This is a genomic window from Accumulibacter sp. (assembly GCF_016789985.1).
Taxonomy (GTDB): domain Bacteria; phylum Pseudomonadota; class Gammaproteobacteria; order Burkholderiales; family Rhodocyclaceae; genus Accumulibacter.
Genome location: NZ_JAEUOL010000275.1, coordinates 1 through 17555 on the forward strand (window position 1 = coordinate 1; position 17555 = coordinate 17555).

Genomic DNA, 17555 nt, shown 5'->3' on the forward strand with positions numbered 1-17555 from the left:
GGGCCGAGCGCAGCCCGGCCGCGCCCGCCATCTCCAAGCGGCGCTGCAGGCGTCTGACCTGCCGGACCGACAGCCCCAATTCCCCGGCCGCTGCAACCTGGCTCAACCCACCAGATTTTAGCCGCTCCAGCACCCCATGCCGTTTCAGTTCCCGTTCGTTCAACCCGATCTCCATCTGCGCCATCTCCGCTTCCTCCTGAAGCGGACATTACCGCTTGGGTCTAACAACATCTGTACCTTGATCTGGCACAGGATGGAAAAATCAATTATCCTCGGGCTTCCAGCACCTAAACTCAACAATAGATGGAGTTTCAAGGATGACCAACAAAGGGCAACTCTTACAAGACCCGTTCCTCAACACGCTGCGCCGGGAGCGCGTGCCGGTTTCAATCTACCTGGTTAACGGCATCAAGCTGCAAGGTCAGATCGACTCGTTCGACCAGTATGTCGTCCTGCTCAAGAACTCCGTGACCCAGATGGTCTATAAGCACGCGATCTCGACGGTTGTGCCATCGCGTCCGATCACCTTGCAGCAGGACAACGACGGCGAGGGATGACCGGAGTCGCGATGCCCCCTCACACCCCGTTGTGCTGGCTCCAGGTGACCTCCGCTGGCGGTGTTTGCCATCACGTGATTGCCCCGTTTTGCTGCACTCTACCTTAGGGCACCGGCATGGCTGACCGGCCTGTCGCCGAAGAGCGTGCGGTCATCGTTCAACTCGATTTCGGTGACGAGGATTTCGCTGAACAACTCGACGAAGTCCGCTTGCTGACCCGGTCGGCTGGTGCGCTGGTTTGTGCGGTGGTGCAGGGGCGCCGTCATGGCCCGGATGCCGCGACCTATGCCGGCAAGGGCAAGGTCGAGGAAATTGCCGCCGAGCTGGCCGCACACGAAGCAGACCTGGTGATCTTCAACCATGAACTGAGCGCTGGCCAGGAGCGTAATCTCGAGCGTGCGCTGCAGTGTCGCGTGATCGATCGTACCAGCCTGATTCTCGACATTTTCGCGCAGCGGGCACAGAGTTCCGAGGGCAAGCTTCAGGTCGAACTGGCCCAGCTTGAACATCTGGCGACCCGGCTGGTACGCGGCTGGACCCATCTCGAGCGTCAGAAAGGCGGCATCGGCCTGCGCGGTCCGGGGGAGACCCAGCTCGAAACGGACCGCCGTCTGTTGGGGATTCGGGTCAGATTGCTCAAAGGCCGGCTGGCCCGGCTGGAGCGGCAACGCGGGGTGCAGCGCAAGGCACGGGGGCGGGGTGAATTGCTGAACGTTTCGCTGGTTGGTTATACCAATGCCGGAAAATCCACCTTGTTCAATGCCCTGACCCATGCCGGTGTATTTGCCGCGGACCAGTTGTTCGCGACCTTGGATACCACGACGCGCAAGCTGTGGTTGGCGGAGGCCGGCCATATCGTGCTTTCCGATACCGTCGGCTTCATTCGCGATCTGCCGCATTCGCTGGTCGCCGCGTTTCATGCGACCCTCGAGGCGACGGCCGAGGCCGACCTGTTGTTGCACGTGGTCGATTCGGCCAGTCCGGCGCGCGACGACCAGATTGCCGACGTCAATAAGGTGCTGGCGGAGATTGGCGCGGCCGAGGTGCCGCAGTTGACCGTGTTGAACAAGCTAGACCTGACCGGTCTGCCGGCCGCGGTCGAGCGGGACGAGTATGGTAGAATCTCGCGCGTTCGCGTTAGCGCCAGGAGTGGCGAGGGTTTGTCCTTGCTGCGTGCGGCCCTGGCCGAAACAGCCCTGGCCAGGACGACGGGCAAGCACCAGAACACTTCGCCAGCGGCCGTCTTGCATGACGAGGGTGTCGATGAGCTTCTTCATTCAGATGGTTCCCGATGATTTCTAGCCTTGGAGTGTTTATGTCGCTCAATGACCCGCAGTGGGGCAATCGCGGCAATGGCGATGGTGGCGGCAGGCGTCCCAACCAGGGACCGCCGGATCTCGAGCAGCTATGGCGAGACCTCAATCGTCGACTGTCCGGCATTTTTGACCGCAAGCGCAGTGGCGGTGATCAGGGCGGCGACCGGGGCGGCGACCGGGGCGGTGAGCGGCCGCCTGTTCAATTCAATCCGAAGTTTCTCGGTGGCGGGATCGGCCTGCTCCTGGCACTGGTCCTGGTTGTCTGGTTGGCGAGCGGCTTCTACATTGTTGATGCCTCGCAGCGTGGCCTGGTACTGCAGTTTGGTCGCTACAAGGAGAGTACCGAGCCCGGACTGCGCTGGCGGATGCCGTATCCGATCCAGTCGCATGAGTTGGTCAACGTTTCCGGGGTGCGTACGATCGAGATCGGTTATCGCGGCAGCGAAAAGAACAAGGTGCTCAAGGAAGCACTGATGCTCACCGACGATGAGAACATCATCAACATCCAGTTTGCCGTGCAGTGGTTCCTGAACGATCCTGTCGAGTACGTGTTCAACAACCGCCATCCGGATGATGCGGTGATGCAGGTGGCCGAGACCTCGATTCGTGAGATCGTCGGCAAGAACAAGATGGACTTCGTTCTCTACGAGGGGCGGGAGCAGATCGCTGTCAACGCCGCGAAGCTGATGCAGGAGATCCTCGATCGCTACAAGACCGGGATTCTGATTTCCAAGGTCACGATGCAGAATGCTCAGCCACCGGAGCAGGTACAGGCCGCCTTTGATGATGCCGTGAAGGCCTCGCAGGACAGGGAGCGCCAGAAGAATGAGGGCCAAGCCTACGCCAACGATGTGATTCCGAAAGCCCGTGGTACGGCAGCGAGGCTGATCGAGGAAGCAGAAGGTTACAAGAAGCGCGTCATCGCCAATTCAGAGGGCGACGCAAGCCGCTTCAGGCAGATTGTCACGGAGTATGCCAAGGCCCCCGAGGTGACGCGCAGCCGCATGTATCTCGAAACCATGCAACAGGTGTACTCCAACACCAGCAAGGTGCTGGTGGATACCAAGGGACAGGGGAATCTGTTGTACCTGCCGCTCGACAAACTGATGCAGGCGGCAGGCGCGGTGACTGCGTCACCTGCCGCCAGCAGTCCGGAAATGCCCGCGGTGGCGAGCAGGCCGCCCTCGGCGCCAATAGCCAATGAGGTACCGCCACAGGTGGTCGAAAAGAACGAAGCACGCTCGCGCGAAACATTGCGGCAGCGCGATCGGGAGTCCCGCTGATGAAAGCCGGAATGAACTTTTTTGCAGCCACGTTCGTAGCCGTGCTGGTGGTGCTCGGAGCGACCATTTTCATGGTTGATCAGCGGCAGTACGCGATCGTTTTCCAGTTGGGTGAAGTGCGTGGGGTGATCGAGGAGCCGGGGCTCTACTTCAAGTGGCCGCTGATCCAGAATGTTCGTTACTTCGACAAGCGTATCCTGACTCTCGACAGCGCCGAGCCCGAACGCTTCATCACTTCGGAGAAGAAGAACGTTCTCGTGGACTCCTTCACCAAGTGGCGGATCATCGATCCCAAGCTCTACTACATTTCGGTGGCCGGTGACGAGTCGCGTGCCAAGACACGTCTGTCGCAGACGGTCAATGCGGGCCTGCGTGAGGAGTTCGGCAAGCGCACGGTGCATGACGTTGTCTCCGGCGAGCGCAACAAGATCATGGAGCAGATGCGTGAGAAGGCCGACCTCGATGCGCGCAAGATCGGCGTGCAGATCGTGGATGTCCGCGTCAAGCGCGTCGAACTGCCGAGCGATGTCAGCGATTCGGTGTATCGCCGGATGGATGCGGAGCGCAAACGTGTGGCCAATGAGCTCCGCTCCCAGGGCTCTGCCGAGGCGGAGAAGATCCGGGCCGATGCCGACAAGCAGCGCGAGGTGATCGTCGCCGAAGCCTATCGCGATGCACAGAAGATGAAGGGTGAAGGCGACGCCAGGGCAACCGCGATCTACGCGCAGGCCTTTGAGAACAATCCCGAGTTCTACGCTTTCTATCGCAGCCTGGAAGCCTATCGCGGCAGCTTCAAGGGCAAGAACGACGTGCTCGTGGTCGAACCCAATTCGGACTTCTTCAAGTACATGAAGAGCATGGGCCGGGGCGGCGAAAAAGCAGGCAAATGACCGACAGCCTGTTGCTGGCGCTGGCCCTGATGCTGGTTCTGGAAGGGTTGTTGCCTTTTGTTGCACCCGCCACCTGGCGCGAGACCTTCCGTCGCCTGATCCGCTTTACCGATGGGCAGATACGTTTCGTTGGCCTGACCTCGATGCTGATCGGCTTGGTCCTTCTGATGATCTTCCGATGAACTGGCTGCTTCCCGAACATCTGGCCGATGCGCTACCGGCCGAAGCCGCATGCCTCGAGCGTTTGCGCCGCCGCCTGCTCGATCTGTTCCGGGTGCATGGCTACGAACTGGTCATGCCGCCGCTGCTCGAACACCTCGATTCGCTGCTCACCGGTTCGGGGCAGGATCTGCGCCTGCGCACGTTCAAGCTGGTCGACCAGATTTCCGGACGAACCCTCGGTGTGCGTGCCGACATCACACCCCAGGTGGCCCGCATCGATGCCCATCTGCTCAATCGCCAGGGCGTGACGCGACTGTGCTACTGCGACAGCGTCCTGCATACCCTGCCGGCCTCGCTGGCGGCGAGCCGCGAGCCGATCCAGCTGGGTGCCGAGCTGTACGGCCATGCCGGTCTGGCGGCCGATCGCGAAGTCATCCGTCTGATGGCCACCGCCCTCGGCGCAGCCGGAGCCAGCGCAGCTCGCATTGACCTTGGCCATGTCGGCGTCTTTCGCGCGCTCGCCGCCGCTGCCGGTGTGGACGCGGAGGTGGAGGCGAGCCTGCTGCTCCTGCTGCAGGCAAAGGACGTGCCGGGCCTGGGCCAGATCTGTGGTCGGCTGGAAGAGCCCCTGCGTTCCGCGTTGCTTTGCCTGCCGGATCTCTATGGCGATGTCGAGATTCTGGCGACGGCGGCAAGGCTGCTGCCCGATCTGCCCGAAATTGCTGCCGCGCTGGCGGCGCTGCAACAGTTGCAGCGCTCGCTGCCCGACCTGCCTTTGTCTTTCGACCTGGCGGATCTGCGCGGCTATCATTACCATAACGGCGTCGTCTTCGCCGCCTATTGTCCGGGGTACTCGGCGGCCATGGCACGTGGCGGGCGATATGATGGGGTCGGCAGCGCTTTCGGCCGGGCGCGGCCGGCCACCGGTTTCTCGCTCGATCTGCGCGAGCTGGCGCGGCGGACAACGACCGATGCGCCACCGGGCGCCGTCCTGGTGCCCTATGCGGCTGGTGACCGCGTGTTGGCGGCGGCCATTGCCGCCCTGCGCGATCGGGGGGAAGTCGTCGTCGAACTGCTGCCGGATGAAGTGGGCAGCGAAGGGCCGTTGTGCGACCGCCGATTGGTGGAGCGTGACGGGCAGTGGCTGCTCGAGCTAATCAACAGGGACGGATCATAATAATATGGCCAGGAATGTCGTGGTGGTGGGTACCCAGTGGGGTGACGAAGGCAAGGGCAAGATCGTTGACTGGCTTACCGATCATGCCGGCGGCGTGGTACGCTTTCAGGGCGGGCACAACGCCGGTCACACGCTGGTTGTCGGTGACCAGGTCTACAAGCTGAATCTGGTTCCTTCCGGCATCGTCCGCCCGGGGGTCGACTGCTTCATCGGTAATGGCGTCGTACTCGACATCCATCACCTGATCAGCGAGATCCGGGTGCTCGAATCGGGTGGTATCGACGTACGCTCGCGCCTCAAGCTGAGTCCCGGTTGCCCGATCATTCTCGCTTACCATTCGGCGCTCGACCACGCGCGCGAGGCCGCGCGTTGTGCCGAGTTGCGTATCGGGACCACCGGCAAGGGCATCGGCCCGGCCTATGAGGACAAGGTTGCGCGGCGTGCGCTAAGGGTTTATGACCTGTTTTTTCCGGAACGCTTTGCCGACAAGCTGAGGGACAATCTCGACTACCACAACTTCGTGCTGACCCGCTATCTGAATGCCGCAGCGATCGATTTTGCAGCCGTGCTTGCCCAGGCCATGGCCGATGCGGAGGAGATCAGGCCGCTGGTGACCGACGTCTCGGCGGAGCTGCATGCGCTCAACCAGGCCGGTCGTAACCTGCTCTTCGAAGGGGCGCAGGGCGCCCTGCTCGATATCGACCACGGTACCTATCCCTTCGTCACCTCATCCAACTGCGTCGCCGGTCAGGCAGCTGCCGGGTCGGGAATTGGACCGGGCATGCTGCATTACGTGCTTGGAATAACCAAGGCCTATTGCACGCGCGTCGGCAGCGGGCCTTTCCCGAGCGAACTGGACATCGAGACCGAGGGGCTTCCGGGCCATCAGATGTCGCAGAAAGGGCAGGAGTTCGGTACGGTGACCGGCCGCAAGCGGCGCTGTGGCTGGCTCGATGTGGCGGCACTCAAACGTTCGATCCAGATCAACGGAGTGACCGGTCTGTGCATCACCAAACTCGACGTGCTCGATGGTTTGCCGGAGCTGCGCATCTGTACGGCTTACCGGTTTGACGGTAAGGTGGTCGACCTGTTGCCGATGGGCGCGGACGAGGTTGCGGCTTGCCAACCGATCCTCGAGAGCATGTCCGGTTGGTCCGAGTCGACAGTCGGGGCGGCGACGCTGGAAGCCCTGCCGCAAGCGGCACGCGCTTATCTGGCGCGAATCGAGGAACTCTGCGGCATTCCGGTGGATATTGTGTCGACCGGACCGGAGCGCCGGGAGACGATCGTACGTCGTCATCCCCTGGAGTGACGACGGCCAGGAGTCGATCAATGTGGGGGGCGTCGGGGCGGGTCCGCGCAGTGTGGGCGTCGCATTGATCGTCGAAACCCTTTACGTGATCGCAGCGTAGGCTTTGCGGCGCCGGCACTGCCTGATAACATTCACCTGAGGCCAAGCGGCGAGGAGGTGAGGCATGGGAATTCTCGACTGGTTCAAGAACCGGCCGGCTCAATTCGATCCGGACCGGATTTCCGAGGAGCTGATCCGCGGTGCGGTCGACAAGGCGATTACCGTTACCAATCCACGCCTGACGGTTCTCCCTTCGTGCCAGAAGCGTCTGGCACCGGCGGTCGAGAGCTCGATCGAGTTCCTGCGCGCGTTGGTGCACGAATTTCCCCCGTCGCGGCCGATCGCTGCGGCAACCTGGTCATCCGATCCGGCACTGCGGGCTTTCTTCGTCGCGCCGACCGACATTCCCGCGGTGCTTGGACGATCGGACAATCTGCGTACCCTGTTCGACAAGTTTCCCGATCTGGATGAGGCGTGTCTGATCCTGGGCATGGCGTTCAATGAGCAGCGGGTTTTCGGGATGGCGCTGCATGGCGATCTCGTGCAGCGCGACGTGGTACAGTCCAGCGTCAGTTTCTCCGACCATCGTGCCCATCTTTGCGGGCGTGACGAGTCGCGCCTCAAACGCGTGGTCGGCGCACAGGCTTTCGAGTATCTTCTAGCGCAGGCACTGGCCGAGATCGGTCAGGATCGTGCCGAGCGACAGGAACTCGAAGCGAATCGTTCGTTGATCCGTGCTCGTCTGCGCCTGCTGCAACAACAGGGCCCCGGTCTCGGGTCGATGTTCGGTGGTTCGGCCCCGGCGGCGCGCAGCGAACAGGCCAGACTGGAAACCGAACTGATGGAAAATGAGCGACAGCTGGCTGGGATCGGCGACAGCGAGTCAGCACTGGAGATGGAGCTGGCGTGTCTGCAGGAGGTGCTGGAGAACCCGCAGCGCTATCTGCGGCTCGATCGAAAACAGTTGCGCCTGAGCACAATGAATGTGATCGTCGAAGGGTCAAGCAATGAACCGGCCGCGGAGGTGGATTTCCACCTTGCCGAACTGAGTGGTGCTTTCGCCGTGCGCCGGGCTTTCATTGTCGCCCGGGTGAAGCGAGACCAGCTCCCCGCGGTTTCCGGGATCAATTTCGACGATGCAGCACGTTATCTGTGAAACGCTGATCGTCGCACCACGCTACCCGCAGGATCTTGTGCTTCGTCGGGGTTGGCCCTGTCACAGCCGCAAGTGCCCCCGCATCTGCCCGTAACCGCTCAAGGAGAATCAATCATGAATCGAGAAGAAGTCCGTGACCAGTTGCTCGCTCCCGTGTTGCAGTGGATCCGCGTCGGGCGACAGACCAACCGGCTGATGATCCGCTCGATGGAGGTCATTGGCCAGCGCAGCAATCGCCTGCTGCGCGGTACGACGCTGCGCGAAAAACACGACTGGGGCGAAATGGGCGCGATGACCCGGGAGAAGGTGGCTGTGCCGCTGGAGGCTGTGGTGGCCATGAGCTCGGCGATGCAGAGTGAGGCGCAGCAGTTCCTGGCCGAGGGCAGTCAGGCGACGCTGGCGGTGGTCGGCAGCGCTGCCGACCTGGCCGCCAGTCGCAGCACCGATGAGTTCAGGACACGTCAGGCGGCTCTCGGCGAAGCGATGCTCGGGGTCGCGTTGTGCTGGTATCAGCTTTGGGGGCGTACTGCCGAGGTGGTCGGCCAGGGCCTGCGGCCGATCCTGCGCCAGGTCGAGGACAATGCCAATCGGCTGGGGACTCGCTAGCCGGCCCTCCCGGCGAAGCGCCGGTCAGACCCGGATGTGCGTGTCTGGCCAACGACTCTGCGCTCTTCCCGGCCGCCACTGCGCGCCGTAGCTGGTTGATTCGTCGCTCACCCTGATCCGTTTATCCGTTTGGTGGTCCTGACCGGGCGCCTGGCGAGCGATGAGCGACATCTCGCCGTGCATGTGGCCGGCGGCCAGGGGAGTGCCCCCACCCTTTGAGTTGTACATCAGCCAGGCAAGACCGACAGCGAGGATGAGCAGCATGGTCGGTGGCTCTGGAACCGATGACAGGGGCATTGCCAGTTTGAAGATGGTGAATGTTGTTGTTTCGGATGGGGCGAGGTCGCCCAGATCCCAGGCCAGCGCACCGGCCACGTCGCCCGGGCCAATCGCAATGGCCGCGCCCGGGTCAAGATAGACGTTGGTCTGCACCATGTCCCACACGGCAATGGGTGTGGCCAGGAAGGGCCCGTTGCGACCATGTGCGTCGTCAACGCGCTCGCCGCGCATCGAGCCATTGGCAATCAGCGTTCCGTCGTCGGGGCCGGTAATCGTGATCCCGGACAGCGGGTCATAGGTCACCGTCCCTTTCCGGCTGTTTTCGAAAGTGCTGCCGTTGGGGTGATAGTTGAAATAGTCGGCGAAGCGCAGATCGGTGAAGGTGGTGCCGGCAGAGACGTTGGTGATCGTGAATCGCTGCGTCACCTCCTGACCAAAGGGATCAAGGTTGGTGGTGATCAGCATGTCCAGGCCCAGTGGATGGTGAATCAGCGATTCCGTGCCCGTGGCGACGAAGTGGACGGCAGTGGTCACCGTCCAGGGTGAGGCGGTTGGCCAGGAGGGTGTCAAGGTTCCCACATCCATGATCGGCGAAAGCCAGCCGGTGCCTGATGGGAAGGGGGAGGGCTCTCCTCCCAGGATGCCAAAGTGCAGGTTCGGGCCGTCGTCGCCCGACAATACGTCGAGTCGTGGATCATATACCGCCGGTGCTCCGCCGACGAACCAGGTGTCGGACCAGCCGTAATCCGAAACGCAATAGGTGGCCAGACCGTTGGTAAGCGGGATGACGGTCATCCCAAGCACGTCCGAGCAAGGAGGAACTGCCCGGGCAACTTGTGCCGACAGTGCCAGATGGAGTGCAACGCCAAGCAGAATGAGTTTTTTCATGCTTACCTCCGTATGGAGATTCATGCTGCAGGAAGACAGCAAACAGATCCAACAGGGTGCCCATGCTCAACTACGGGTAAACTCGAGGACCACGCTGGTTCAGGTGCTGGAGACGGTGGTGCTGCCATTGACCGGCATCATCTAGCCCCACCGGCAAGATTTCAAGCAAGTTGCACGCCATTGAGAGAGGAACGTTTTCTATTCATAGGGTTACCTGTCCCTGGATGTGAGTGGCGAAGGTCGCCGGATGACGGCTGTAAGATATGTCGACAGCGCAGCAAATCTGTGTGCAGGGGCGACCGTCCTGCTACAGTGGGTGGTGCCTTGAGCGGGGACGTCTGGAATCGGTCAGAATGGGGGAAGATGCCTGCTTCGGGACCATCGGATGGGTCCCGGGAGCCGCGCCTCAATGATCATGCGTTCGCAGTCTGCCGACATGCGGAATGTGGATCATGCGTCCGTGAACCACCAACAGGCCTTTGGCAGAAAGATTTTGCAGGATGCGAGAAAAGGTTTCTTGGGTGAGGTTCAGGCGTGAGGCAATGACGTTCTTGCCTACCGGGAGGGTCACCGTAATCGACCCCTCATCGCCGGTCGGGTGATCCCGCAAGAGGTAGTCGACGATTCGCTGGCAACCCGAATGCATCGAATACGATTCAACGTCGGTCAGCAGTTGATGTAGGCGCAAGGAGAGGCCGGCGATGATCTGACGGACGAGCCGCGGATCCCGGTCGAGTTCATCGAGGATTGCCCCCCTGGAGACATGTAGCAGCAGCGACTCGGTCAGGGTTTGCGCAGTCACCGGGTAGCTGCCATCGATGAACATCGTCGCCTCACCGAAGGTCTGGCCCTGCCCGAGTATGTCGACCACTTTCTCCGCGCCATGCGGGGAGCCGACGGTTAATTTCACCTGGCCGTAAACGATCAGGTGAAAGCCGGTCGGCGTTTCTCGTTCGCGAAACAGGACATGACCGCGACGTACACCGATCGTCCGGGTGGCACGCGCCACGCGCGTCACCACTTCGCTGTCCAGACCACGGAAGAGCGGCAGGTTGCTGAGCAGCGCCTCGATGTTGATGCTGCGCCGAGACAGGTGCATGCTGCGCGGTCTTGCAGCCTCCGAACAGGGAACCGGCTCCTGGCCGGTTTCCATGCTCACCGGCATCTCACTTGAGGCTGAGGATCCACTTGACCAGTTTGTTGGCATCGTCTGGCGTCACCGAGGGATTGGGCGGCATCGGCACCGGGCCCCAGACTCCCTTGCCTCCCTTGATGATCTTTTCGGCCAGCATGGCTTCGTCCTTGGCCGTATATTTCTTGGCCACATCCTTGTAGGCGGGACCGACGACCTTCTTGTCGACGGCATGGCACGACAGGCAGTTTTTCGACTTGGCGAGCGCTTCGTCCGCCTGGACGGCGCCTGCGGAAAGGGTGCCGGCAGCCGCCAGCAGGAAGAGGGAAAACACTTTCATTTTGCTACTCCATGAAAAGAAGGATGGGCCCGAGGGTTCCCAGAGGCCTTCTCCTTCGGGCAGGGGACAGGGATGGAAACTACCCGGTTTCTGCACTACCGAGCACGGTGGTGAGGCAAGCCAGGTCGGATGGGCAGTGCGCTGCCTCAATAGACATCGTTCTGCGTGTTGTAAACGTTGAACTTGCCCGTCGGCGTGATCAGTCGTGGGTCCTTGATCACCGCCTTGAGCTTGCGTGTCTTGTCGTCCACGACGACGATCGCCGATTCCTCGCTGCCGGTACTCCAGACCGAGAACCAGACCTCGTCACCAGCGCGGTTGTACTCCGGCTGAACGATGCGTTTGGCGCCCGGTTTGACCCCGGCCCACTCACCGATTGGCAGAAGATCGAAGCCCTTGTCGAGGTTGTTGATGTCGAACACCGCAACCGCTTGCGAGATCGTCGGGTCCGGGTTGAGCGGTGCGTCGACCCACAGATTCTTGGATTTCGGATGGGTCTTGAGGAACAGCGAACCGCCCCCGGCGCTCTTGAGGGTCTGCACCACTTTCCATGCGTTATTGCCGTTCTTCACGGGATCCGTACCAATCAGCGACACGGTCTCGTCTCCCAGATGGCTGGTTGCCCACACCGGCCCGAACTTCGGATGAACGAAGTTGGCACCGCGACCCGGGTGTGGCGTCTTGCCGACTGGGACCACCGCGGCGAGTTTGCCCTCCTTGGTATCAATCACCGCAATCCTGTCCGAGGCATTGGCCGCGTCCATGAAATAGCGGCCAGTAGACTCGAAGCCACCGTCGTGCAGGAAGCGCGGCGTCTTGATCATCTTGACCCTGAGGTTTTCCAGGTCACTGTAGTCCACCAGGTGCACCATGCCGGTTTCCTTGGCGTTGACCAGGAACTCGGGGTGGTAATGCGACGCAACGATTGCCGCGACGCGCGGCTCGGGGTGATACTCGTTGGTATCCGAGGTCATGCCGCGCGTGCCGATCACCTTGAGCGGCTTGAGTGTGTCGCCATCCATCAGGGTGTACTGCGGCGGCCAATAGGTGCCAGCAATGGCGTAGCGGTCTTCATAACCCTTGAACTTCGAAGTTTCAACCGAACGTGCTTCCAGGCCGACGCGGATTTCGGCTACGGGTGCCGGCTTCTCCATCCACAGATCGATCAGCACGATCTTGGCGTCGCGGCCAATCACGTAGAGATAGCGACCGGATTTCGACAGGCGCGAGATGTGGACCGCGTAACCGGTATCGAGCACGTCAACGATTTTCTTGCTGGCGCCGTCGATCAGCGCGATTTTTCCTGCGTCGCGCAGTGTCACCGAGAAGAGGTTGGCCAGGTCGAGGTTGTTCATCTTCGTCTTCGGACGCTGCGACGGCGGAACGATCAGCTTCCAGGTTGCGTTCATCTCCTTCAGACCGTACTCCGGCGGAGTGGGTGGCTCATGCTGGATATAGCGTGTCATGACATCCACTTCCTTCTCGGTGAGCGTGCCCGAACTGCCCCAGTTCGGCATGCCTTGCGGCGAACCATAGAAGATGAAGGTGCGCAGATATTCGGAACCCCGCTCGATGGTGAGATCCGTCGTCAGAGGCTTTCCGGTTGCGCCTTTGCGCAGCACACCGTGGCATCCGGCACAACGTTCGAAATAGATCTTCTTGCCGATCTCGAAGTCCGCCTTGGTCATCGGTGGCGATTTCGGGTTCAGCGTCTGTACCATGTCGGCCCCACCGACCGGCGAGGAGCCACCGATCTGCATCGGTCCCTCTTCGAGTGCCTTGGTCTTCTCCGGTTTTGCTTCCTGGGCTGCGAGATTGCCGATCGCCAGGGCAAGCATCCCTGCTGCAGTAACGCATCGTTTCAAAAGACTCGATTTCATTGGTCGTCCTCCCTGGTTGGAATTTGTCTTGGGCCGTGACCGTGGTGCCGGTCAGGCCAAGCGTGCTGGAAAGCATGCGGCGTCGCATGGAGTCGCTGGGTGAGTATGCGGGACCCACTGCACCCGTGTGCGTCATCGGCGGGGGAGTGTCCTCTTTTTCCCCCGACTCCGGCACCAGACGCATAACAACATCGACCGGGTCGGCTGGCAATGACTTAAGTCAAGAACAACCGGGATCACCCTCTCTCACGGATGCTGGTTTTTCGCCGCCCGACGGCCGCGCTCCGGTTGTCCGCGGCGTCTGTCGAGCAATTCAGGTGGTTGCAGGCGAGTGCCGGCCAGCCGTGAGCAGGTTGCGGCCAATGACTGCAGGGCCCACGATGACGCCAGGTGCCAGAACCACGCAGGGATCGCTGGCTCGCCGCAGCTCGCGAATCAGCGCTGCTTGGCGACGAATGGTTCGGCGAGCGCCTCACGCACCGAGTCACCGGCATTCAGCGCGTTCGCGAAATTCGTGTTCCAGACATCGGCGTTGGTGAAGTCGGCGGCTTCAAGATTGGCGCCACTGAACACGGCGTGTCGCAAGGTGGCTCCTGCCAGCCGCGTGCCCTGCAGCGCGGCGTTCGAGAAGTCGACCTGATCGAGTGCGGCGCCGGTCAGGTCGGCGCCGGACAGATCGGTGCCAACCAGCCGAGCGCCGGAGAACACGCCACGGAAAGCGTAGCAGTTGCGGATCGAACCACCGGAGAGATCGATACCCTCCATCAGGATGTCCTTGAGGTAGGCGCCCGAAAAATCGGCGCGTAAGGCCTTGCTTGCGATCAGGTTGGAGCCGAACAGGTAAGCGCCCCGCAAGTCGGCATCGGTCAGGTTGGCCTCGTCGAACGTGGCGTGGAACAGGTCGGCTTGGCGCAAGTTGGCACCTGTCAGGTTGGCACCGGTGAAGTTTGCCCACTTGGCGTTGCTGCCACTGAGGTCGGCGCCAGTCAGATCGGTCCCGCGAAAATCCGCGCTCTCCATCTTGGCGCCCACCAGGAGCACGCCGCGCAGGTTCTTTCCAGCCAGTTTCTGGCGCGAGAAATCGCACTGTGAGAGGTCGGTCGCCGCCTGTGGCGCTTTGCAGTTACCGGGTGAGCGCTCGTCGGCCAGTGCGTTGGTGGCGATTGCGGAGGTGGCCAGCGCAAGCAGAAACGAGGTGGGTTGCATGGGTTTGCTCTCCTTGTACGACGTGCTGCCGGTCAGCGGTGGCCGGGAGAGGCCGGGCGCACCCTGAGAAGCCCGGCCTCTCCGCTGCGGGTGCCGGTCAATAAGTGATTGCCTGTCCCCGATTGGTGGCTTTGCCTTCCAGTTGCGGCGTTTGTGCGAAGCTGTTTTTCATCAGTGCGCGCATCTTCTTGATCACTTCCTTGCGCGACAGTTTGTTCTGGGTGTCGCGCATCACCTTGACAAAATAATAGGTGAACGCACCGTTGTAGCGTCCGCTGAAATAGGCGTCAGCGCTGGTCTGACTGGCTTTGCAGCCGGTCCACAGGATGTGGTGCGCGCCGGCGACCGGCCTTTTCTCGGTGTCGGTGGCACCCGCCTTGGCCTTGACAGCGGGTGCGCGCTCGAGGGTGAATCCCCGCACCCTGGCCGCCTTCTGGTCGAACTCGTGGTCGGGTGGAGCAACATATCGAGCGCGCGGCGCATGCAGGCCGAACTCGGCACCGCGCAGGCCGGTTCCGCTGTGGCAGGTGTCGAGGTAAACCTCGAGCAGCACGTTCACCGGAAGCTGCAGGAAGAGGTCGTGCAGTTCATCGTCACTAATGATGTGTTCCGGATCCCAGGTGCCGTTCTTCTCGGCGATATCGTGCGGGACGAAAGCCTCGTCCTTGCCGTCGGGTTCGTCACCGCTCGCGTCGTTCATCTGCGTACCATGCGACGACAGGCTGAAGACGAGACAATCGAGCTTGCCGGCTTTGGCGTCGGCAACCATTTCATTCAGCTTGGCCATGATGTTCGTCTTGGTGGCCTGCGCATCGGTCAGCGTGGTCATTTCTGATGTCTTGAAACCAAGCAGATCCTTGTACAGGGCTGCCATGTCCCTGGCGTCATTGACGCAGCCGTTGAGGGTGAACTGGGCGTAGTTCGCAAACTTGTTGATGCCCACAAAAAGAGCTTTCTTGCCAGCCATGGTCTCTCTCCTTTGAGTGCCGCAGCAACCGGATGTACGATGGTGCGACGTCCATCGCCGGGACATTATGGGTTGATCATCGATCCGCCGCAATCGATGTGTCGGCGCTCGGCCTGCCGGCTCGGACCGCACAGGCGGTGCGCCGCCGTCCACCATTCCTGGCGCAGCGTGCCGGCCGTTGCCCAGCCGCCGACTGGTCGCGGCCGTTGTAGACCGCCCAGGGCAGTTCGTGTAGTGTCGGCGTTGCGGCAGGCGTCAGCTCCTCTGGAGCGTCCCGCTCGGGCAATGTGTGGCGGCCTGTTCGTCCCCTGCAGCAATGAGGAACCCAGTCAATGAACCAGCCCGCTTTCCACATCGCTTCGCAGCCCCTCGCTGATAACGCGCCGAGGCCGCCGGCAGTCAGCTTCTGGCAGGCCTTCGTTTTCTGGCTCAAGCTGGGGTTCATCAGTTTCGGCGGTCCGGCCGGACAGATATCGTTGATGCATCAGGAACTGGTCGAGCAGCGGCGCTGGATCTCGGAGCGCAGATTTCTCCACGCACTCAACTACTGCATGCTTCTCCCCGGCCCCGAGGCACAGCAACTCGCCACCTATATCGGCTGGCTGATGCATCGCACCTGGGGCGGTATCGTCGCCGGTGCCCTGTTCGTGTTGCCGTCGCTGCTGATCCTGATCGTCCTTTCCTGGGTGTATCTGGCTTTCGGTGATCTGCCTCTGGTCGCTGGTCTGTTCTATGGGATCAAGCCTGCGGTTACCGCCATCGTGCTGCAGGCAGCACATCGCATGGGTTCGCGAGCGCTTCGGAACAGATGGTTGTGGGGCATCGCGCTGGCCTCCTTCGTGGCGATCTTCGCGCTGGATCTGCCGTTTCCTGCCATTGTCGCAGGGGCGGCGCTGATCGGTTATGTGGGGGGCCGCTTGGCGCCCGACAAATTCGCGGTGGGCGGCGGGCATGGCCAGGCCGACAAGTCATTCGGTAGGGCGCTGATCGACGACGAGACGCCGACACCGGAATACGCGAGCTTCCGTTGGATCCGGCTGGCGCGGGTGGCACTGGTCGGTGCGCTGCTCTGGATTCTCCCGATGGGTCTGCTGACGCTGGTTTACGGCTGGCATCACACGCTGACGCAGGTGGGCTGGTTTTTCACCAAAGCCGCGTTGCTCACCTTTGGCGGCGCCTATGCGGTGTTGCCTTACGTCTACCAGGGCGCTGTCGTTGAATATGGTTGGCTGACGCCGACACAGATGATCGATGGCCTCGCGCTGGGCGAAACGACGCCCGGCCCGCTGATCATGGTGGTTGCCTTTGTCAGCTTCGTGGGTGCTTATGTCAAGGCGGTGTTCGGGCCGGATGCCCTTTTCCTTGCCGGGGCGGTGGCGGCAGCCCTGGCTACCTGGTTCACCTTCCTGCCATCCTTCCTGTTCATTCTGGCCGGCGGACCGCTGGTCGAGTCGACTCATGGCGACCTGAAATTCACCGCTCCGCTGACCGGGATCACGGCCGCGGTGGTCGGGGTGATCGTCAATCTGGCCTTCTTCTTCGGCTATCACGTCCTCTGGCCGAAGGGTCTTGACGGGCCATTCGATGTGGTGTCTGCCCTGATCACGCTGGGTGCCGCGATTGCCCTTTTGCGCTTCAAGGTCGGCGTGATTCCCCTCATCGCGGCCTGCGCGTCGTTCGGTCTGGTGGTAAAAACGCTGACCGCCTGAATCCGTGATGATTGTCGTCAGCCGGCCGCCTCGATCACGGTCTGCCGAGCGACGGCGATCGGCGCTTGCCGGCCCGTTTTCGGCGCTGGGCGCCAGCCATCCCGATGCGGCGTCATCGACCTTCAGGCACCCGATGACGCCTCATGATCGGCGCTCCCGCCTGGTGTTCTGGTGTCTCCGCCCTGCCGGCGCAGCAGTGCCCGCTGCGCGCCGTGCAGACCGATCAGCAGAACCGGGAAGGCAGCAAGTGTCCAGCTGTCGGGAAAGTTCGACCAGGCCCATGCCACGGTGCCGCTCAGCAGAAGCATCGTATTGCCGAACCCGGGGCCACGACCCCGGCGGTAGGCTGCGAGGTGGAAGAGCGCCAGCCAGAGGAGGGCCGCAATCCGCCAGGCCAAGTCGTCCGGTGTCGACCAGTACATGGTGGCCGCGGCGGCAGGCCAGGCGAGCAGGGCAAAGGCGAAAGGTTCGCTGAGCGCGCTGGCAAGGCGGGGAGGAATGTCCAGCTCCTGGTGCTCTCAAGAAACAGAACTGAAGGCGACCGTTTTCATGCGGCTGCCTGCAACGGGTCAATCTGGAAACCGAGCGCGGCGGCGCGGCGCTTGAGTGCGGCGATATTTCGTTGGCGCTGTTGTTCTTCGTAGCGCTGTTGTCCC

General features: G+C 61.9%; 19 protein-coding genes. 11 read left to right on the forward strand and 8 right to left on the reverse strand.

The window, feature by feature from the left end; genetic code table 11:
* On the reverse strand, positions 1-184 hold a 184-nt coding region (locus JNK99_RS15510; protein ID WP_291854680.1), incomplete at its 3' end, for a helix-turn-helix domain-containing protein.
* A 133-nt stretch (positions 185-317) separates the two neighbouring features.
* On the opposite strand from JNK99_RS15510, the gene hfq reads away from it, so the two are divergent.
* The 9 genes from hfq to JNK99_RS15555 all read left to right on the forward strand — a co-directional run bounded on the left by hfq (position 318) and on the right by JNK99_RS15555 (position 8498).
* Positions 318-557, forward strand: coding sequence for an RNA chaperone Hfq (gene hfq, locus JNK99_RS15515; protein WP_291854683.1), 240 nt, complete (start codon positions 318-320; stop codon positions 555-557).
* 116 nt (positions 558-673) lie between these two features.
* Positions 674-1852, forward strand: coding sequence for a GTPase HflX (gene hflX, locus JNK99_RS15520; protein WP_291854686.1), 1179 nt, complete (start codon positions 674-676; stop codon positions 1850-1852).
* Between the two features lie 20 nt (positions 1853-1872).
* Complete coding sequence (hflK, locus tag JNK99_RS15525) at positions 1873-3156, forward strand: FtsH protease activity modulator HflK (protein WP_291854688.1); 1284 nt, start codon at positions 1873-1875, stop codon at positions 3154-3156.
* Between the two features lie 11 nt (positions 3157-3167).
* On the forward strand, positions 3168-4046 hold the full coding sequence (gene hflC, locus JNK99_RS15530; protein WP_291854693.1) for a protease modulator HflC: 879 nt from the start codon (positions 3168-3170) through the stop codon (positions 4044-4046).
* Positions 4043-4228, forward strand: coding sequence for a DUF2065 domain-containing protein (locus JNK99_RS15535; RefSeq protein WP_291854696.1), 186 nt, complete (start codon positions 4043-4045; stop codon positions 4226-4228). The genes hflC and JNK99_RS15535 overlap by 4 nt, the downstream gene beginning before the upstream one ends.
* Positions 4225-5385, forward strand: a complete 1161-nt coding sequence (locus JNK99_RS15540; protein ID WP_291854699.1) for an ATP phosphoribosyltransferase regulatory subunit — start codon at positions 4225-4227, stop codon at positions 5383-5385. The genes JNK99_RS15535 and JNK99_RS15540 overlap by 4 nt, the downstream gene beginning before the upstream one ends.
* A gap of 4 nt (positions 5386-5389) precedes the next feature.
* Positions 5390-6697, forward strand: a complete 1308-nt coding sequence (locus JNK99_RS15545; protein WP_291854702.1) for an adenylosuccinate synthase — start codon at positions 5390-5392, stop codon at positions 6695-6697.
* A 163-nt stretch (positions 6698-6860) separates the two neighbouring features.
* Positions 6861-7892 (forward strand): hypothetical protein, encoded by a 1032-nt coding sequence (locus tag JNK99_RS15550; protein ID WP_291854705.1) that lies wholly within the window; start codon positions 6861-6863, stop codon positions 7890-7892.
* Positions 7893-8006: 114 nt separating this feature from the next.
* Entirely contained in the window at positions 8007-8498 is a 492-nt protein-coding gene (locus tag JNK99_RS15555) for a hypothetical protein (RefSeq protein WP_291854707.1), read from the forward strand.
* 24 nt (positions 8499-8522) lie between these two features.
* On the opposite strand, the gene JNK99_RS15560 is transcribed toward JNK99_RS15555, so the two are convergent.
* Positions 8523-9665: a hypothetical protein gene (locus JNK99_RS15560; protein WP_291854710.1), complete on the reverse strand. Its 1143-nt coding sequence runs from the start codon at positions 9663-9665 to the stop codon at positions 8523-8525.
* On the opposite strand from JNK99_RS15560, the gene JNK99_RS15565 reads away from it, so the two are divergent.
* A complete protein-coding gene (locus JNK99_RS15565) occupies positions 9664-9810 on the forward strand; it encodes a hypothetical protein (RefSeq protein ID WP_291854715.1) in 147 nt (48 codons plus the stop codon). The genes JNK99_RS15560 and JNK99_RS15565 overlap by 2 nt on opposite strands.
* Before the next feature lie 261 nt (positions 9811-10071).
* Here JNK99_RS15565 and JNK99_RS15570 read toward each other — a convergent pair whose 3' ends face one another.
* From JNK99_RS15570 to JNK99_RS15590, 5 genes are all read right to left on the reverse strand, one after another.
* Positions 10072-10818: a Crp/Fnr family transcriptional regulator gene (locus JNK99_RS15570; protein ID WP_291854733.1), complete on the reverse strand. Its 747-nt coding sequence runs from the start codon at positions 10816-10818 to the stop codon at positions 10072-10074.
* 13 nt (positions 10819-10831) lie between these two features.
* Positions 10832-11137, reverse strand: coding sequence for a c-type cytochrome (locus tag JNK99_RS15575; RefSeq protein ID WP_291854717.1), 306 nt, complete (start codon positions 11135-11137; stop codon positions 10832-10834).
* A gap of 146 nt (positions 11138-11283) precedes the next feature.
* Positions 11284-13017, reverse strand: a complete 1734-nt coding sequence (locus JNK99_RS15580) for a nitrite reductase (RefSeq protein WP_291854719.1) — start codon at positions 13015-13017, stop codon at positions 11284-11286.
* Positions 13018-13452: 435 nt separating this feature from the next.
* Positions 13453-14223, reverse strand: a complete 771-nt coding sequence (locus JNK99_RS15585; RefSeq protein WP_291854723.1) for a pentapeptide repeat-containing protein — start codon at positions 14221-14223, stop codon at positions 13453-13455.
* Positions 14224-14320: 97 nt separating this feature from the next.
* Positions 14321-15190: a caspase family protein gene (locus tag JNK99_RS15590; protein WP_291854726.1), complete on the reverse strand. Its 870-nt coding sequence runs from the start codon at positions 15188-15190 to the stop codon at positions 14321-14323.
* Between the two features lie 332 nt (positions 15191-15522).
* Here JNK99_RS15590 and chrA point away from each other — a divergent pair, with 332 nt between their 5' ends.
* Positions 15523-16899 (forward strand): chromate efflux transporter, encoded by a 1377-nt coding sequence (chrA, locus tag JNK99_RS15595; RefSeq protein WP_291854728.1) that lies wholly within the window; start codon positions 15523-15525, stop codon positions 16897-16899.
* Positions 16900-17021: 122 nt separating this feature from the next.
* Here the strand turns inward: chrA and JNK99_RS15600 are convergent, their stop codons facing one another.
* Positions 17022-17321, reverse strand: coding sequence for a hypothetical protein (locus tag JNK99_RS15600; RefSeq protein WP_291854731.1), 300 nt, complete (start codon positions 17319-17321; stop codon positions 17022-17024).
* Positions 17322-17555: the final 234 nt, after the last annotated feature.